Here is a 17,273-nt window from a genome sequence, read left to right as displayed (position 1 = left end):
CAGCGGGGGGCTGGATGCGCGTCTTGGTGATTGGCGGAACCGGGTTTATCGGACAACATCTGGTCGCATGCCTGGTCAGGGCCGGGCATGCCGTTCACGTTCCTACGCGCCGCTATCAAAGGGGGCGCAATCTTCTGGTCTTTCCGACCCTTACTCTGTTCGAGGCCGACGTCCACGACGATGCGGTGCTCGAGCGCCTGCTCTCCGAAACCGACGCGGTCGTCAACCTCGTAGGCGTCCTGCACAGCAAGCCGGGCAGGCCTTACGGGCTCGAGTTCGAGCGGGCCCATGTGGAATTGCCGCGGCGCATTGCGGCGGCCTGCCGCGAGGCGGGCGTGCGGCGCCTTTTGCATGTCAGTGCGCTGGGCGCCGATGCCCAAGGCCCAAGCGGCTATCAGCGCTCCAAGGCGGCGGGCGAAGAAGCGGTCAGGGCCGAGTTCTCATCCTACCCAGAAGGCGCTTTGACGATATTCCGGCCTTCGGTCGTGTTCGGCCGCGAAGACAATTTCATGAATCTGTTCGCCCGCCTGGCAAGATGGCTGCCCGTCATTCCCTTGGCCGGGGCAGGGGCGCGCCTGCAGCCCGTGTACGTGCGCGATGTCGCGGCGGCCATGGCCAATGCGCTGGAAAACTCGCAAACCTATGGCAAAACCTATACGGTGGCGGGCGTGTCGCAATACACTCTGGCGGAACTCGTGCGCCTGGCCGCAAAATGGAGCGGCCGGCCGCGTCCGGTCTTGCCCGTGCCGCATTTCGTGGGCTATACGCAGGCCCTGTTGTTTGAATTCCTGCCTGGCCAGCCCTTGATGTCGCGCGACAACCTGGATTCGCTCAAGGTGGACAATGTCAGCGACGAAGCCATGGCCCCCGAGTTGGGCGTGGTTCCCACGCCGCTGGAATCCGTGGCGCCCAGCTATCTGCGGGGCGGAAAACCCGACCGCGGGCCCGTGCACTGACGGGCCCGGGCCGAAGCGGGGCGCCTACTCCACCGCCTTGACCATGTCCTCGAGCACCTTCTTGGCGTCGCCGAACACCATCATGGTCTTGTCCATGTAGAACAGCTCGTTGTCCAGGCCGGCATAGCCTGCCGCCATCGAGCGCTTGTTGACGATGACGGTGCGCGCCTTGTAGGCCTCTAGAATGGGCATGCCCGCGATGGGCGATTGCGGGTCGGTCTTGGCCGCCGGATTGACCACGTCGTTGGCGCCCAGCACCAGCACGATGTCCGTTTGCGAGAACTCGCTGTTGATGTCTTCCATTTCGAAGACCTGGTCGTAGGGCACCTCGGCCTCGGCCAGCAGCACGTTCATGTGGCCCGGCATGCGGCCCGCCACCGGATGGATGGCATATTTGACGGTGACGCCCTTTTCGGTGAGCTTTTCGGCCAGTTCCTTCAGGGCGTGCTGGGCGCGCGCCACGGCCAGGCCGTAGCCCGGCACGATGGTGACGGTTTCGGCGTTGCCCATCAGGAAGGCCGCGTCGTCGGGGCTGCCCGACTTGACGCTGCGCTGCTCTTGCGCGCCGCCTTGCGCCGCGCCGCCGTCCGACCCGAAGCCGCCCAGAATCACGTTGAAGAACGAGCGGTTCATGGCCTTGCACATGATGTAGGACAGGATGGCGCCCGACGAACCCACCAGCGAGCCGGCGATGATCAGCATGGGGTTGTTGAGCGAGAAGCCGATACCCGCCGCCGCCCAGCCCGAATAGCTGTTCAGCATGGACACCACCACCGGCATGTCGGCGCCGCCGATGGGGATGATGATGAGCACGCCCAGGATGAAGGCCAGCACCGTCATGATGATGAAGGGCAGCCACTCTTGCGTGCCCATGAACCACAGGCCGCAGGCCAGCATGACCAGGGCGATCAGCAGGTTCAGCATGTGCTGGCCGCCGAACACGACCGGTGCGCCCTGGAACAGGCGGAACTTGTACTTGCCGGACAGCTTGCCGAAGGCGATAACCGAGCCCGAGAAAGTGATGGCGCCCACGAAAGTGCCGATGAAGAGCTCGAGTCGGTTGCCCACCGGCAGCCCCTCGCCTTCGGCCGCGATATTGAAGGCATGCGGTTCGGCCACGATGGCGATGGCGATGGCCACGGCGGCCAGGCCGATCATGCTGTGCATGAAGGCCACCAGTTCGGGCATCTTGGTCATTTCGACCCGCTTGGCCATGATGGTGCCGATGGCGCCGCCGATGAGCAGGCCCAGCACGATCCAGCCCAGTCCGACGGCGGCCGAGCCCTCGCCCGACAGGCTGACGATCAGGGCGGCGGTGGTCAGCACCGCGATGGCCATGCCGACCATGCCGAATACATTGCCGCGCCGCGAGGTGGTGGGATGGGACAGGCCCTTGAGCGCCTGGATGAAGCAGACCGAAGCCAGCAGGTAGAAGAAAGTGACGAGATTGATTGAGATCACGATTTGCCTCCGGCCTTCTTTTCTTTCTTCTTGAACATCTCCAGCATGCGCCGGGTGACCAGGAAGCCGCCGAACACATTGACTGCGGCCAGCGCCACGGCGAATACGCCCATATAGCGCGCCAGACCGCCTTCGGTCAGGCCGGCGGCCAGCATGGCGCCCACGATGACGATGGCGGAAATGGCGTTGGTGACCGCCATGAGAGGAGTGTGCAGTGCGGGCGTGACGTTCCAGACCACGTGGTAGCCCACGTAGACGGCCAGCACGAAGATGATGAGATTGAGCAGGGTGGGATTGATGGCTTCCATCAGGCGCTCCTTAGTACGTTGCCATCGAGGGTCATCAGGCAGGCCGCGACGATCTCGTCCTCGCGTTGTATGGCCAGTCCGCCTTCCGCGTCGGTGATGAGTTTGAGGAAGTCGAGCACGTTGCGCGCATAGAGGGCCGAAGCGTCCGTAGCCACCAGGGCCGGCAGATTGCTGTAGCCGATGAGGGACACGCCGTGCTTGACCACCACCTGGTCTTTTTCCGACAGCGGGCAGTTGCCGCCGCGCTCGACCGCCAGGTCGACGATGACGGACCCGGGCTTCATGCCCTGAACGGTTTCCTCGCTGATGAGCGTGGGCGCCGGTCGCCCCGGTATGAGAGCCGTGCTGATGACGATGTCGGCCTGCTTGCAGCGCTCGGAGACCAGGGCGGCTTGCCGCGCCATCCAGGCGGCCGGCATGGGACGCGCATAGCCGCCCACGCCTTGGGCGATCTCGCGTTCTTCGTCGGTTTCGAAAGGTACTTCGATGAACTTGGCGCCCAGCGACTCGACCTGTTCCTGCGCGGCCGGCCGGACATCCGACGCCTCGACCACCGCGCCCAGGCGCTTGGCGGTGGCGATGGCCTGCAGCCCCGCCACACCCGCTCCCAGCACTACCACCCGCGCGGCCTTGAGCGTGCCCGCGGCCGTCATCATCATGGGGAAGATGCGCCCGTACTGATTGGCCGCCAGCATGACGGCCTTGTAGCCGGCCAGGTTGGCCTGGGAAGAAAGCACATCCAGGCTTTGTGCGCGGGTGATGCGCGGCGCGGCTTCGAGGGCGAAGGAAGCTAGCCCGGCCTGCGCCAGGGCCTGCAGGCCTTCTTGGTTGAAGGGATCGAGCATGCCCACCAGGACCGTATTGGCCTTCATGTGGGCCAGTTCCGCCGCCGACGGCGAGCGCACCTTGAGCACCAGGTCGGCGCCCAGCGCATCCTGGCTGCTGCCCAGCGTGGCGCCGGCGGCCTGGTAGGCCTCGTCGGTATAACTGGCGGCGGCGCCCGCACCGGCCTCTACCAAGACACTGTGCTTGCCTGCGATGTACTTCTTGATGGTTTCTGGCGTTGCGGCGACGCGTGTCTCGCCCGCCGCGCTTTCGCGCGGAATGCCAATCAGCATGATGTTCCCCCGGAGTTTACGGCTCTTGGTATGTGGCTCGTGTTTTTAGATCGTTAACTATAACCGAAGTGGGGTTGCGGCCCGCCGCGACGGACGGGGCGCCGGCCCTGGCGGACGGGCAGCGTCAACCCTTGCCGGCGTCGAGTGCCTGCGAGATGTCGGCCAGGATGTCGTCGATGTGCTCGATGCCGATGGACAGCCGGATCATGTCTTCGCCCACGCCGGCCGAAGCGAGTTCTTCCGGGCTGAGCTGGCGGTGGGTGGTGGAGGCCGGATGGCAGGCCAGCGATTTGGCATCGCCGATATTGACCAGCCGCAATATGAGTTGCAGCGCGTCGATGAACCGGGCGCCGGCCTCGAAGCCGCCCTTGATGCCGAAGGACAGGATGGCCGCGGGCTTGCCGCCCAGGTCGAAATACTTCTTGGCCAGGCCGTGCTCGGGATGATCGCTGAGCCCGGCATACTGCACCCATGCCACTTGCGGATGCTGCTTGAGGAATTCGGCGACCTTCTGGGCGTTCTCGGTATGGCGTTCCATGCGCAGGGACAATGTCTCGATGCCCTGGAGAATGAGGAAGGCGTTGAACGGCGACAGGGCGGCGCCGGTATTGCGCAGGGGCACCACGCGGCAGCGGCCTATGAAGGCGGCCGGGCCCAGGGCCTCGGTGTAGACCACGCCGTGGTAGGACGGGTCGGGCTCGTTCAGCATGGGAAAGCGCTGCTTGTGCTCGGCCCACGGGAACTTGCCCGAGTCGACGATGGCGCCCGCCAGCGTGGTGCCGTGGCCGCCCATGTATTTGGTCAGCGCATGCACGACGATGTCGGCGCCATGCTCGAACGGCCGGCACAGAGCCGGCGAGGCGACGGTGTTGTCGACGATGAGGGGCACGCCGTGGCGGTGGGCTGCTTCGGCAAGCGCCTGGATGTCGACCACATTGCCGGCCGGATTGCCGATGGTTTCGCAGAACACGGCCTTGGTATGCTCGTCGATGAGGGCCTCGAGCGCTGCGATATCATTATGGGGAGCGAACTTGACGGTAATGCCCTGGCGCGGGAAGGTATGCGCGAACAGATTGTAGGTGCCGCCGTACAGCTTGCTGACCGACACGATGTTGTCGCCCGCCTGGGCGATGGCCTGAATGGCGTAGGTAATGGCCGCCATGCCCGAGGCGACGGCCAGCGCCCCCACGCCGCCCTCGAGGGCCGCCACGCGCTCTTCGAGTATGGCGTTGGTGGGGTTGGTGATGCGGGTGTAGATGTTGCCCGGCACCTTCAGGTCGAACAGGTCGGCCCCGTGCTGGGTGCTGTCGAAGGCGTACGAGGTGGTCTGGTATATGGGCACCGCCACCGATTTGGTGGTGGGGTCGGGCTTGTAGCCGGCGTGTACGGCAAGTGTCTCGAGTTTCATGCTTGTTCTAATAGGGCTGGTATGGGATGGAGCGCAGCATAACAACAAAGCTGCGCCGGGTGAACCTTAAGCGACGGAAATCTTGTTATATGGCCAATGAACCGAACCGGCCTTTGTCGGTCTTATACGAAAACTATAAGATAGCGTATTTGGGATCTGCCACGTTTCGCAATGCGCAATATTCCGCCTAGAAGAACCCTCGGTCACGCGGCCGCCAGGGTAGATTAGCATTCACCGTATCGATTGTGTCATATGTCTGGGGTAAACCCCGGCACTCCGAGGAAGCAAATGAAAGTTGGGTTCAAACGCGCGTTGATGGGCTTGATCGCACTGGTGGTCCTGGCTCTGGGGGCCCTCGCGATCTTCCTGCTGACGTTCGATCCCAACGCCTATAAAAGCAAGTTCGAAGAGTTTGTCTACGAACGCTACCAACGCACCTTGTCCATCGAGGGCGACATCGAGCTCTCGATGTTCCCGCGCATCGGCCTGTCGGTGCAGAACGTCTCGCTTTCGAACCCGGGCGATAAAGACGACCTGTTCGCATCCATCGACAGCGCGCGCTTTGCCGTGGCCATCTGGCCTCTGCTTTCCAACCGTTTCGTGGTGGACCACGTGGCGATCAGCGGATTCAAGGCCTGGATCCGCCGCGACGAGCAGGGCGAATACAACTTCCACGATCTGTTCGAAGGCGCGGCCGGGCCGCCCGAGCCCATCGCCTTGGCACCCGAGCCTGATGCCGCTCTCGAGCACGAGCATTCGGTGGGCGTCCTGAAAGAAGCCTTTGCCCAGCCCCTCGCGGAAGGCGGCGTCAAGCCCGTCGAGCCCCGCAAAGAAGCGGCGCTGCACGTGGATATCGCCGGCCTCGAGCTCAAAGGCGGCGAAATCCATTATCTGGACGTGAAGCGGGCCAAGGCGGCCCGGCTGGTCAATCTGCAGCTCAATACCGGCCGCATGACTTTCGACCAGCCTTTCGAGGTCGCCATGCGGGGCGCCTTGCAGGGCGAAGACCCTCTGGCCGACGCGACGGTCGAAGGCCAGGCGCTGGTCAAGATCGACCCTTTGCTTGAAACCTATTCCGCCCAGAAGCTGAACCTGCTCGTGTCCGGCCAGGTCGGCCCGCTGGACGCCAAGACCGTCGCCCTGCGCGGCAATTTCGCCTACAACGGCTATTCGCGCATGGTGGACGCCAGTGGCGTCGAAATGCTGGTGCAGGGCGCCACCCAGGGAGAACTTCCCATCAGCGACCTGAATGCCACCCTGACCATGCCGCGGCTCAAGGTCGACCAGACCCATTCGGAATTCAACATCGAAAAGATGTCGCTGCGGGCCACCGGCGGCCTGCCCGACAAGAATTTCGATCTGGCCTTCGATGCGCCGCGGCTGTCGATCTCGCCCGAAACCGCCGAAGGCGAGGCCGTGGCCGGCACCATCAAGCTCGAGGGCAGCCAGTCGCTGGGGCTCAAGCTGGGCATGAACGGTCTGGGCGGCGATGCCTGGAACCTGTCGCTCAAAGAGCTCAAGGTCGATGGCAGCCTGAAGGACGGCGACCACCTGATGCTGGTCAATATGTCCACTCCCGTGCAGTGGGACGTCATCAACGAGAAGGGCACGTTCTCGGCCATCAAGGGCGATGTCACCATCCAGGACAACACCGAAGAACCCGCCAGCACCTTCGAGTTTCCCCTTATCGGCAGCCTGCACGCCGATCTCTTCAAAGACGAAATCAGCAGCGAGATCAATGCCGTGCTCAATGGCGCGCCGCTGAACTTCAACTTCAAGGCCATCGAACTGTCCGACCCCAAGCTGCGCTTCGCCTTGCAGGCCGACATGCTCGATTTCGACAAGCTCTTTCCCATGCCCAGGCCCGCGCCGGCGCAGGCCGCGCCGCAGGGCGAGCCCGCGACCAAGGCCGAAGAAGGCGCCGACGCCAAGAAGGCTCCGGAGGCGGCGCCCGAGGACGAGCCGGAACAGCAGCCGGCGCCCATCGACCTGACCCTGCTCAACGACATCGACGTGGCCGGAACCGTAAAGCTGGGCGGCCTGAACCTGCGCGGCCTGGAAGCCCGCAACGTCAACATGTCGGTCGCCGCGCGCGAGGGCAAGCTCAGCGTAAGCGGAATATCGGCCAATCTCTACGAGGGGTCGCTCACCGGCGCGCTGACCGCCGATTCCAAGAACCAGTTCACGGGCGAGCTCGATCTGAAGCAGGTGTCGATGGGGCCTCTGCTGCAGGCGCTCAGCGGCAGCGACCGCGTCAGCGGCGTCGGCAGCCTGGCCCTCGACCTCAAGACCCAGGGCGCGACGGTGCCTGCGCTCAAAAGCGGCCTGGCCGGAAGCGCGCGCCTGCAGGCGCGCGACGGCGCGATCCGGGGCATAGACCTGAATCAAACCCTGGCGCAGGTGGGCGGGGTTCTGACGACGGTGCTCGATGGCGAAGGCCCCGATTTGCAGACGGGCTTCGACCTCGGACGCCGCACGCAATTCAATTCACTCGATGCGTCGCTGGCCATCAAGAACGGCGTGGCCGATGTGCAGAAGCTCGATTTCCGCACGCCGCTGCTGCGTGTGACCCAGGGCAAGCCGGCAAGCGTCGACCTGGTCGGAAGCCGGCTCGATCTGCTGGCCAATGTACGGGTGGTCAACGCGGGGGGCGGCGAGGGTGAGCCCAATCTGTCCGTCCTCAGGGGCATGACGGTGCCGGTGCATGTCACGGGCGCCACGGCAGCGCCGGAATTCAACGTTCAATGGAAGCAGATGGGCGGCAGCCTGGTCAAGAACGCGATCGAGCGCGGCCTGCTCGACCTCGTCGAGCGTCATGTGCAGGAGCGTCCGGCGACGCCCGCTCAACCTCTCCAGCCTGACGCTGCGGCGCCGGCCGGCGAAGATCCGGTCAAGAGCCTGGGCAAGGCGCTGAAGGGATTGCTGGGCAACTGAAGCGTGTCGATGGGGCCGGGCTCATCGGCAACAAACGCCTGAACCGGCCGCCGGCGTGGCTTGGCCGTGTCTAGACGGCCAGCTTCACCAGGCGTTGATACTTGTTCATCAGCGCCTCGGCGCCTTCGCGATGGGCGGGGTCGACTTCGATGCATTCGACAGGGCACACCACCTGGCATTGCGGCTCGTCGTGGTGGCCGACGCATTCGGTACAGAGATCGGGATTGATCTCGTAGATCTCGGCCCCCATGTAGATGGCGGTGTTGGGGCATTGAGGCTCGCAGACATCGCAATTGATGCATTCGTCGGTGATACGCAATGCCATGGCTGTTCCTGCAAAAAGACGGATGCGCCTATTTTAGTCCTGTTGCCTGTCGAGGGCGAATCGACCGCTCAGGCGCCCGCCTTGGCTTCGCGCAGGGTCCTGGCTTTCTCGTGCAGCCAGCGCTCGACCGAGGGAAACACGAATTTGCTGACGTCGCCGCCCAGCAGCGCGATCTCGCGCACGATGGTGCCGGAGATGAACTGATATTGATCGGAGGGCGTCATGAACAATGTCTCGACCTCGGGCAGCAGATGGCGGTTCATGCCGGCCATCTGAAACTCGTATTCGAAGTCGGACACCGCGCGCAGGCCGCGCACGATGACGCGGGCGTCCTGCTCGCGCACGAAGTCCTTCAGCAGCCCGGCAAAGCTCTTGACCTCGACATTGGGATAGTGGCCCAGCACTTCTTGAGCGATCTCGACCCGTTCTTCGACCGTGAAGAAGGGCCTTTTGGCTTGGCTGTGAGCAACCCCCACGACGACATGATCGAACAGACTGGCCGCGCGACGAACCAGATCTTCATGACCACGGGTAAGGGGATCGAACGTTCCGGGGTAGACGACAGTTATCATGGGGTTTCCGATGGGAAGGGAGTTTCTGTGGGGGAAAAAGAGCGATTATTGTCTTTTTCTTGCAGTGCAGCAAACTGGAGCAGTCCGAAATGGACCTGGCCGGCCCGGCTTTGCCGGATCACAGAGTATTCATCGGGCACTTCGGCCAGCGATTCGGCCTCGACATAGACCAGCCCTTCGGGGGTGAGGAATTGCGGCAACTGGTTCCAGAGCCGGGGCAGCCAGCCCTGGCCGAACGGCGGGTCGAGCAGCACCAGGTCGTAGCGCGTGGCGTCCAGTCGCTTGACCACCATGGCGGCGTCGCCGGCGTGAATACGGACATTCTGCGCGGCCAATTTGGCGCGCAGCGCCCGCAAGGCCGCCACCGCCGCCGGATTGTTCTCGACCATCTGCACATGCCGGACCCCGCGCGAAGCCGCCTCGAAACCCAGGGCGCCGGTGCCGGCGAAAAGATCCAGCACCTGCTTGTCTGAAAACTGCCCGCCCCATAGGTGATGCAGCCAGTTGTACAGCGTTTCGCGTACCCGGTCGGGCGTGGGGCGCAGGCCCGGGGCGTCGATGACCGAGATTGGAGTGCGCCGGTAATCACCGCCTACAATACGGACGAGATGTTTCTTCATGTTGATCCGGGTTTCCCGTATCGCTCAAAGCTATTTACGGTAGTGTAAAGCCTATGTTCAGTTTTTTTAAAAGAAAGAAGTCGCCCGAGGCCAAGCTCAGGGACGACGAGGCGCCGCTGGACGGCAGCCGGGACGCCTCGGACGCGGGGGCCGAGGCTGCACAGCCCGACGTGCGGCAGGCGCAAGCCGAAGCCGCCGCCCAGGAACGGGAGCAAGCCGAGCGCCTGGCGGCTGAGCGCGCCGAGGCCGAGCGACTGGAAGCCGCCAGGCTCGAAGCAGAGAGAGCGGAAGCCGCGCGCCTTGAAGCGGAAAGAATCGCCGCCGAACGCCTTGAGGCCGAACGTGCCGAGGCCGCGCGCCTGGAAGCCGAACGCATCGAAGCCGAGCGGCTTGAAGCTGAACGGCTCGAGGCTGAACGCGTGGAGATCGAGCGCCTGGAGGCCGAACGGATAGAGGCCGAGCGAATAGAGACCGAACGCCTGGAAGCGGAGCGCGCCCGCGCCGCCGAGGCCGAGAAGGCGCCGGCCAAGACATCCTGGCTTTCCCGCCTGACCAGCGGGCTTTCGCGCACGGGCCAGAACATCAGCAGCCTGTTTGTGGGCGTGAAGGTCGACGAGGCCCTGTTCGAAGAGCTGGAAACGGCCCTCATCATGGCGGACGCCGGCGTGGAGGCGACCGAAAAACTGTTGACCGCGTTGCGGGCCCGCGTGCGCAAGGAGAAAATCGCCGACGCGGCTCAGGTCAAGGCCGCGCTGCGCGACCTGTTGGCCGAGCATCTGGCGCCGCTCGAAAAGCCGTTCCCCATCGATCGCGCTTCGCCGCTGGTCATCATGATCGCGGGCGTCAACGGGGCCGGCAAGACCACCTCCATCGGCAAGCTGGCCAACGCCTTCCAGCGCCAGGGCAAAAGCGTATTGCTGGCCGCCGGGGACACGTTCCGCGCGGCCGCCCGCGAGCAATTGATCGCCTGGGGCGCGCGCAACAATGTCACCGTCATCGCCCAGGACGGCGGAGACCCCGCTGCCGTGGCGTTCGACGCGGTCAACGCGGGGCGCGCGCGCAGCGCCGACGTCGTCATGGTCGATACGGCCGGCCGCCTGCCCACCCAGCTGCACCTGATGGAGGAACTCAAGAAGATCAAGCGCGTCATCGGCAAGGCCGACGGCCAGGCGCCGCACGAGGTGCTGCTGGTGGTGGACGGCAATACGGGCCAGAACGCCATCTCGCAGATCAGGGCGTTCGACGCGGCCATAGAGCTTACCGGTCTGGTGGTGACCAAGCTGGACGGCACGGCCAAGGGCGGCGCGCTGGCCGCGGTGGCCGCGGGCAGCCAGGGCGTAAGGCCTGTGCCGGTCTATTGGATCGGCGTGGGCGAAGGCCTGGAGGATCTGCAGCCCTTCGTGGCCCGCGAGTTCGCAACGGCCGTCGTCGGAGAATAAGCCGGGCCTGTCAGCCTAGGCGGAGGTCTTTTTCCGGCGCTTTCGCCGGGCGGCATGCAGCTGTTCGAAGACCGCCTGGGCCAACTCCACTTGATGCGCCTGCATGGCGCGCAGCCATCCTATGGCGAACCAGGGGGCGGGCGAGCCTTTGTCCAGGCCTTGATAGTATTCTTCGGCCACGTAGAAGTCGTTCAAGTCGCCCAACACGTCCTGAATATGGGTGAGGGCGGCGGCCAACGCCTCGGTTTCGTGCCTGGGCAGCAGGCTGGAGCCGAAATCCAGGCCGTAGCGTATTGATTTGATCCGTTTGCGCACGGCGTGCTGCTGATCCACGGAAAGCTCGTTGAAGCGGCGTCCCTGCTTCAGGATGCGTGTCCACCTGTTGTCCAGCCGTTGCCGGATCAGGGCGGCGAGTTCCGGCGAACCGGCGGATTTCGCGGCCTTGCGTTTCCCGCCCTTGGGCGCCGGACTCTTGTTTGCGTCCGCCACGCTCACCAGGTGCTGCAGCAGCGACAGCAGCATGGACTGGAATTCGACGCCGCCGGCGGTGGCCCGCATCAAGGCCGTGGCCGAATCGCCGGGGCTTGCCGCGGGTGCGGCGCCTTCGGGCATGCCGGCCTTGCGCAGCATCGGTTCGATATGCAGGCGGATGACATCCTGATTGCGCGCTTCGCCCAGCAGCCCGAAGTAGGTCTTGAGCGCCTGCTCGGCGGCCGGCTGGACGGCCGGCGCCATGTCTTCGAACAATTTCCAGCAAGAGCGCAGCCTTCTTATGCCGACGCGAAGCTGATGAACGTAGGCGGCCTGGCGGTCGTCCTCGGCGCCGGCCGTGTCCACCCCAGCCAGGAAGGCGGCGTTGGCCGCGACCTGCAACAGGCATTCGCCTGCGCAGGCCGCATAACCCTGGGCTGCCGTCATGCCGGGGGAAAGCCGGACCCGGGCGGCACGGCGGGCCGGAAACAGCGCGGCGGGCGGCGCGCTGTCGTCGTCGAGCGACAGCGCGCCCGGTTCGGGAAATTTGGGCGCCAATGTCGCGAGCCGGTCGCCGCGCTCCGCCTTGCTGCGCGTTTCGAGTATGAGTCCGTACCGGACGAGCCACTCGCGCCCCATTTCGAAGACGGCGTCCATGCTCCCGGACACGAGCTCGAACTCGACCTCGCTGACGGGCAGGCTCCAACCCCGCGAGTGGATGGCGCCATCGTCGTGGGCGATCTCGATCACCGCGTCGGCCCGTTCGACCAGCAGCACGCGCCGCAGCACACGGGTTTCGTAGCGCAGTTCCAGGGGCTCGTCGAGCCGCGCGAAGAAGCCGGCCAGCGGCTCCTCATCGTAGAGCGAGAGGTCCAGGGCGCCCTGCTGGCGGACGTGATTGAGCTCGGTGCGGGATAGGGGATCGCCGCCGGGCGCCTTCAGGGTCTGTATCCAGCGCCTGCCCTCGCGGCGGACGCGCAGTGCGATGCCGGCCCGCGCCAGCGCCCGCGAGGGCGTATCGAAATACAGGGCGCGCAAGGTGATCTGGCGGGCCTTTTGGGCGCGCATGGCCTTGGCCACGCCGGCCTTGACCGCGGCGGGAACGTGAAGGCTGAGTTCTCTTTCCATGCTGCTCCAGGACAAAAGGGCATTCCGGATGTGACCCCGGGGGCGCACATGCGTTTGCCGCAAGCAAGAGACGGATAGTATCTCTGAATTATTACCGGATGTGCGGTTTTTTCAAGGCGCGCCGCGGCTTTGCGGGGCGGGCGGCCCGTGCGCTGCAAGAATGCCCGGTTCGGGCGACAATACGCAGGAATTCGCCTGCGCCAGGCGTTAAAATGAACGACCTTCCATCGAGTCTTTTGTCATGAGCAATCTGTCCGCGGCGCAAACCGATAGCGCGCAAAGCTACGATATCGCCCCAGTTCCGGAAATCATCGCCGAATTGCGGGCTGGCCGCATGGTCATCCTGGTCGACGAAGAAGACCGCGAGAACGAGGGCGACCTGGTTCTGGCCGCCGAATACGTCACGCCCGAGGCCATCAATTTCATGGTCACCCATGCCCGCGGGCTGGTGTGCCTCACCCTGACCGAAGAGCGCTGCCAGCAGCTCGACCTGCCGCTGATGGCCAGCCGCAACGGGGCGCGCTTCGGCACCAATTTCACGCAGTCCATCGAGGCCGCCGAAGGCGTCGAAACCGGCATTTCGGCCGCCGACCGGGCCCGCACCATCCAGGTGGCGGTGGCGCGCAACGCCAAGCCGTCCGACCTCGTCCAGCCGGGCCATATCTTCCCCGTACAGGCGGTGCGCGGCGGCGTGCTGGTGCGGGCGGGCCATACCGAGGCCGGCTGCGACCTCACCGCCCTGGCGGGGCTTACCCCGGCGGCGGTCATCTGCGAGATCCTCAAGCCCGACGGCGCTATGGCGCGGCTGCCCGACCTCATGGTGTTCGCGCGCGAACACGGCCTGAAAATCGGCACCATCGCCGACCTCATCCAGTACCGCAGCGAACACGAGTCCATGGTCGAGCGGGTCGGCCAGCGCAGCCTGCAAACGCCCTGGGGCGAATTCCAGGCGGTCGCCTACCGCGACCTGGCTTCGGGGGCGCCCCATCTCGCCCTGGCGCGCGGCGACATCACGCCCGAGGCCGAGACTCTGGTGCGCGTGCACGAACCCACGACCATGTTGGATATCCTTTCGGCCGATGCCACGGCGCACAGCTGGACGGTGCCCAGCGCCATGAAAGCCATCGCCGAGGCGCCCTCGGGGGTCATGGTGCTGCTCAATTGCCAAGGCTCGGCCGAGCTGCTGTTCGATCAGTTCGGCGCCTGGGACAAGCCCATGGCGCCCAGCGCCGCGGCCGACGGCCAGCGTTTCGACTTGCGCACCTATGGCATCGGGGCGCAAATTTTGCGCGACCTCAATGTGGGTCGCGTGCGCCTTTTGGCGCGGCCACGCAAAATGCCCAGCATGACCGGCTTTGCCCTGACCGTAACCGGTTACGATAGTGAACCCACCCCTTCCGCCTAAAAGGAACCAGACATGAACCCTTATACTTTATCGCCTGACCTGAACGGAGAAGGCCTGCATTTGGGCATTGTCCGCGCGCGTTTCAACGAGGACATCGGCCTGGCCGAGCTGGATGCCTGCCTGGCCGAGCTGGCCGAACTGGGCGTCGACGAACGCGACGTCATGGTGGTGACGGTTCCCGGCGCCCTCGAAATGGGGGTGGCCCTGGCGCAAATGGCCGAAACTTTCGAGTTCGACGCCCTCATCGCCCTGGGCGCCGTGGTGCGCGGCGAAACCTATCACTTCGAGATCGTCAGCAACGAAAGCGCGGCGGCCATCAGCCGCATTGCGCTCGAAACCGGCATTCCGGTCGCCAACGGGGTGCTGACCACCGAAAACGAAGAGCAGGCCCATGCCCGCGCCGCCGAAAAGGGACGCGACTGCGCCCGCACGGCGGTCGAGATGGCCAATCTCACGGCGGCGCTCGAACCCGAGTCCGACGATGACGATGAATATGATGACGACGACTTCGACGACGAGGACGAAGATTTTGACGAAAGGTAAAACGCAGGGCGGCGCGGCGCGCGCCAACCCTCGCAGCGCGCGCCGCCGCGCGCGCGAATTCGCGCTGCAGGGCGTCTACGCCTGGCTCTTGCGCGGCGATGAAGGCGTGCAGGAAGCCGGCGCCATCGACGCCCATTTGCGCGACGACGAAGAATTTCCCGAAGCCGACGCAAACTGGTTCAAGACGCTGCTGCACGGTGTATTGCGCGAGGCGCCTGACCTGCGCGAGCGCTTTGCCCCTTATCTCGACCGGCCGCTCGAAGAGCTGTCCCCCATCGAGCACGGCATTTTGCTCATCGGCAGCTACGAGCTCATCCACCATGTCGAGGTGCCTTACAAGGTGGCCATCAACGAGGCGGTCGAACTGGCCAAGTCCTTCGGCGGCACCGACGGCTTCAAGTTCGTCAACGGCGTGCTCGACCGCATGGCGGCCGACGTCCGCTCCGTCGAGGTCGAGGCGGCGGCGCGTCCCCGCTAGCAACGGCGGGCCGGTGGCCATGTCACGGCAGGCAGAGAGCCATTGAACGAATTCGATCTCATCCGGCGCTATTTCTCCCGGCCAGTGCCGCCGGGCTATCTGGGCGCGGGCGACGATTGCGCTCTGCTGCCCATAGGCGCCGGCAAACAGCTTGCCGCCAGCACCGACCTGCTCATCGAAGGCCGGCATTTCCTGCCGGATGCCGATCCCGCCTCATTGGGGCACAAGGCCCTGGCGGTCAACCTCTCCGACCTTGCCGCCATGGGCGCTCAACCGCTGGGCTGCATGCTGGGGCTTTCCCTGCCCAAGATCGACGAGGCCTGGCTAAAGGCTTTCTCCGAGGCCTTTCACGCGCTTGCCGACGCGGCGGACTGCCCCTTGGTGGGCGGGGATACGACCCGCAGCCCTGACGGCATCGTCATCAGCGTCACCGTGTTCGGCCAGGTGGAGCCGGGCAGGGCGCTGCGCCGGGACGCCGCGCAACCGGGCGACGACATCTGGGTCACCGGAACCCTGGGGGCGGCGCATGCCGCCCTGCAATGGCTCACCGGGCAATGGCCGGCGCAGCCGGCCCTGCTTGCCGCCACCCGGGCGGCGCTCGAGCGTCCCTGCCCGCCCTGGGGCTTTGCGCAGAAGCTGCCTGGGCTGGCCCATGCCGCGCTGGACGTTTCCGACGGGCTGCTGCAGGACCTGGGGCATATATTGGAGGCCAGTGGCTGCGGCGCCCGTCTCCATTATGAAACCCTGCCCGTGGACGCCGCCCTGGCGCATCTGGACGAGGCGCAGGTGCGCGAGGCCGTGCTGTCGGGCGGCGACGTCTACCAGTTGTGCTTTACCTCTCCACCCCAGAACCGCGACGGCATTGCCGAGCTGGCCCGGACCTCGGGTGTCAGGGCGACACGCATAGGCGTGATCGAAAGCGCGGCCGGGCTGACGGTACAGGATGCCGCCGGCGGACGGCTCCCGATTTCGTCGCGGGGCTTCGATCATTTTGCCTGACAGGACGCCTTAATGTCTCCCACGCCTTCCGATTCCCGCAGTGCTCAGCCCGTTTCGCTGGGCTGGGTCTTTCGCTCTCCGAGCCGGGTCGTGGCTTTCGGGCTGGGCAGCGGCCTGCTGCGCCCCGCGCCCGGCACCTGGGGCACGGCCTTGGGATGGCTGCTTTGGGTGGCCGTGGTGTCCCGCCTGCCCGACGCCGGCATCGCCGCCGTGCTGCTGCTTTCGTTCGCCTATGGCTGCTGGGCCTGCCATCGCGTGGGCCGCGAACTAGGCCGCCCGGACGACGGCGCCATGGTGTGGGACGAGATCGTGGCCTTCTGGCTGGTGCTCTGGCTGATACCGGAGCAACTGGGCGTCCAGGCGCTCGCCTTCGTCATCTTCAGGTTTTTCGACATCGTCAAGCCGCCTCCGGTCCGCTACTTCGACAGAAGGCTGAAGAACGGCCTGGGCGTGATGTGGGACGATATTCTTGCCGCGGCCTATAGTTTGCTGGTACTGGCCATTCTGGTCCGCCTGGAGATCCTATGAGTGACACCCGAACCATCGCCGCCCAGCGTCTGGGCCATCTGCTTTCCGACCGCGATTGGATGCTGGCTTGCGCCGAATCGTGCACGGGCGGGCTGTTCAGCGCCGCCGTCACCGATGTGGCGGGCTCCAGCCAATGGTTCGAGCGCGGCTTCGTCACCTACAGCAATACCGCCAAGATGGAACAATTGCGCGTGGGGGCGGATACGCTGGAACGCTTTGGCGCCGTCAGCGAAGAAACGGCCATGGAGATGGCGGGCGGTGCGCTCGAAGCCAGCCATGCCGACTTTGCGGTGGCCACCACCGGCATTGCCGGCCCGGGCGGCGCCGTGCCGGGCAAGCCGGTGGGCATGGTGTGTTTCGGCTTCGCTCAGCGCAGCGGCCAGGGCATCACCACGCGGGCCATGACCCGGGTGTTCGAAGGCGACCGCGCCCAAGTGCGCGCGGCCGCGGTGGAGTTCGCCTTGAACACCGCCATCGAGCTCATCGAACCCGAATAGCGGCACGGCGCGCCTTGCGGTACCTGTGCTGCGTGGACGGTCGACGCAAAGCGCCCAGGCCGTTTGGGGCCGATTTCGGGCCG

General features: G+C 65.3%; 17 protein-coding genes. 9 read left to right on the top strand and 8 right to left on the bottom strand.

The genetic code is table 11. The annotated features are described in order from the left end of the window. Positions 1–14 precede the first annotated feature (14 nt). The gene (locus tag CSC67_RS00375; protein WP_118992542.1) at positions 15–956 is read left to right on the top strand and encodes a complex I NDUFA9 subunit family protein; all 942 of its coding nucleotides are present in this window, start codon (positions 15–17) and stop codon (positions 954–956) included. Positions 957–980: 24 nt separating this feature from the next. Here the strand turns inward: CSC67_RS00375 and CSC67_RS00370 are convergent, their stop codons facing one another. The 4 genes from CSC67_RS00370 to CSC67_RS00355 all read right to left on the bottom strand — a co-directional run bounded on the left by CSC67_RS00370 (position 981) and on the right by CSC67_RS00355 (position 5,251). Next, complete coding sequence (locus tag CSC67_RS00370) at positions 981–2,417, bottom strand: NAD(P)(+) transhydrogenase (Re/Si-specific) subunit beta (protein WP_118992541.1); 1,437 nt, start codon at positions 2,415–2,417, stop codon at positions 981–983. Then, entirely contained in the window at positions 2,414–2,725 is a 312-nt protein-coding gene (locus CSC67_RS00365) for an NAD(P) transhydrogenase subunit alpha part 2 (RefSeq protein WP_017523956.1), read from the bottom strand. The genes CSC67_RS00370 and CSC67_RS00365 overlap by 4 nt, the downstream gene beginning before the upstream one ends. After that, positions 2,725–3,843, bottom strand: coding sequence for a Re/Si-specific NAD(P)(+) transhydrogenase subunit alpha (locus tag CSC67_RS00360; RefSeq protein ID WP_118992540.1), 1,119 nt, complete (start codon positions 3,841–3,843; stop codon positions 2,725–2,727). Before CSC67_RS00360 ends, CSC67_RS00365 begins: the two co-directional genes overlap by 1 nt. 124 nt (positions 3,844–3,967) lie before the next feature. Beyond that, positions 3,968–5,251, bottom strand: a complete 1,284-nt coding sequence (locus CSC67_RS00355; RefSeq protein ID WP_118992539.1) for a bifunctional O-acetylhomoserine aminocarboxypropyltransferase/cysteine synthase — start codon at positions 5,249–5,251, stop codon at positions 3,968–3,970. A 288-nt stretch (positions 5,252–5,539) separates the two neighbouring features. On the opposite strand from CSC67_RS00355, the gene CSC67_RS00350 reads away from it, so the two are divergent. Continuing rightward, positions 5,540–8,185, top strand: coding sequence for an AsmA family protein (locus CSC67_RS00350; protein ID WP_167752696.1), 2,646 nt, complete (start codon positions 5,540–5,542; stop codon positions 8,183–8,185). A 70-nt stretch (positions 8,186–8,255) separates the two neighbouring features. Here CSC67_RS00350 and CSC67_RS00345 read toward each other — a convergent pair whose 3' ends face one another. The 3 genes from CSC67_RS00345 to CSC67_RS00335 form a co-directional block, all read right to left on the bottom strand. After that, a complete protein-coding gene (locus CSC67_RS00345) occupies positions 8,256–8,510 on the bottom strand; it encodes a YfhL family 4Fe-4S dicluster ferredoxin (RefSeq protein ID WP_118992537.1) in 255 nt (84 codons plus the stop codon). A 68-nt stretch (positions 8,511–8,578) separates the two neighbouring features. After that, the gene (gene coaD / locus CSC67_RS00340; RefSeq protein ID WP_118992536.1) at positions 8,579–9,082 is read right to left on the bottom strand and encodes a pantetheine-phosphate adenylyltransferase; all 504 of its coding nucleotides are present in this window, start codon (positions 9,080–9,082) and stop codon (positions 8,579–8,581) included. Further along, positions 9,079–9,702 (bottom strand): RsmD family RNA methyltransferase, encoded by a 624-nt coding sequence (locus CSC67_RS00335; RefSeq protein WP_118992535.1) that lies wholly within the window; start codon positions 9,700–9,702, stop codon positions 9,079–9,081. The genes coaD and CSC67_RS00335 overlap by 4 nt, the downstream gene beginning before the upstream one ends. A 53-nt stretch (positions 9,703–9,755) precedes the next feature. On the opposite strand from CSC67_RS00335, the gene ftsY reads away from it, so the two are divergent. Further along, positions 9,756–11,141, top strand: a complete 1,386-nt coding sequence (ftsY, locus tag CSC67_RS00330; RefSeq protein ID WP_118992534.1) for a signal recognition particle-docking protein FtsY — start codon at positions 9,756–9,758, stop codon at positions 11,139–11,141. Between the two features lie 15 nt (positions 11,142–11,156). Here ftsY and CSC67_RS00325 read toward each other — a convergent pair whose 3' ends face one another. Continuing rightward, positions 11,157–12,740, bottom strand: a complete 1,584-nt coding sequence (locus tag CSC67_RS00325) for a CYTH and CHAD domain-containing protein (RefSeq protein WP_118992533.1) — start codon at positions 12,738–12,740, stop codon at positions 11,157–11,159. Between the two features lie 241 nt (positions 12,741–12,981). Between CSC67_RS00325 and ribBA the strand changes: the two genes are divergently transcribed. Genes ribBA through CSC67_RS00295 form a run of 6 tightly spaced genes read left to right on the top strand, consistent with a single transcriptional unit; the run spans position 12,982 to position 17,190 of the window. Next, positions 12,982–14,145 carry a bifunctional 3,4-dihydroxy-2-butanone-4-phosphate synthase/GTP cyclohydrolase II gene (ribBA, locus tag CSC67_RS00320; RefSeq protein WP_118992532.1) on the top strand — a complete coding sequence of 388 codons (1,164 nt, stop codon included), beginning with the start codon at positions 12,982–12,984 and terminating at the stop codon, positions 14,143–14,145. Positions 14,146–14,157: 12 nt separating this feature from the next. Continuing rightward, positions 14,158–14,688, top strand: a complete 531-nt coding sequence (ribH, locus tag CSC67_RS00315; RefSeq protein ID WP_118992531.1) for a 6,7-dimethyl-8-ribityllumazine synthase — start codon at positions 14,158–14,160, stop codon at positions 14,686–14,688. Continuing rightward, complete coding sequence (nusB, locus tag CSC67_RS00310; RefSeq protein WP_425337622.1) at positions 14,642–15,166, top strand: transcription antitermination factor NusB; 525 nt, start codon at positions 14,642–14,644, stop codon at positions 15,164–15,166. Before ribH ends, nusB begins: the two co-directional genes overlap by 47 nt. Before the next feature lie 42 nt (positions 15,167–15,208). Then, on the top strand, positions 15,209–16,165 hold the full coding sequence (gene thiL / locus CSC67_RS00305) for a thiamine-phosphate kinase (protein WP_118992529.1): 957 nt from the start codon (positions 15,209–15,211) through the stop codon (positions 16,163–16,165). A 12-nt stretch (positions 16,166–16,177) separates the two neighbouring features. Then, complete coding sequence (locus CSC67_RS00300) at positions 16,178–16,693, top strand: phosphatidylglycerophosphatase A family protein (RefSeq protein WP_118992528.1); 516 nt, start codon at positions 16,178–16,180, stop codon at positions 16,691–16,693. Further along, positions 16,690–17,190, top strand: a complete 501-nt coding sequence (locus CSC67_RS00295; RefSeq protein ID WP_118992527.1) for a CinA family protein — start codon at positions 16,690–16,692, stop codon at positions 17,188–17,190. The genes CSC67_RS00300 and CSC67_RS00295 overlap by 4 nt, the downstream gene beginning before the upstream one ends. Positions 17,191–17,273 lie beyond the last annotated feature (83 nt).

It is taken from the genome of Pusillimonas caeni, from assembly GCF_003545815.1.
In the GTDB taxonomy this organism is placed as follows: Bacteria; Pseudomonadota; Gammaproteobacteria; order Burkholderiales; family Burkholderiaceae_B; genus Pusillimonas; species Pusillimonas caeni.
Note: the sequence above shows the minus strand (reverse complement) of the source record. Positions and strands in the feature narration are given on the sequence as shown.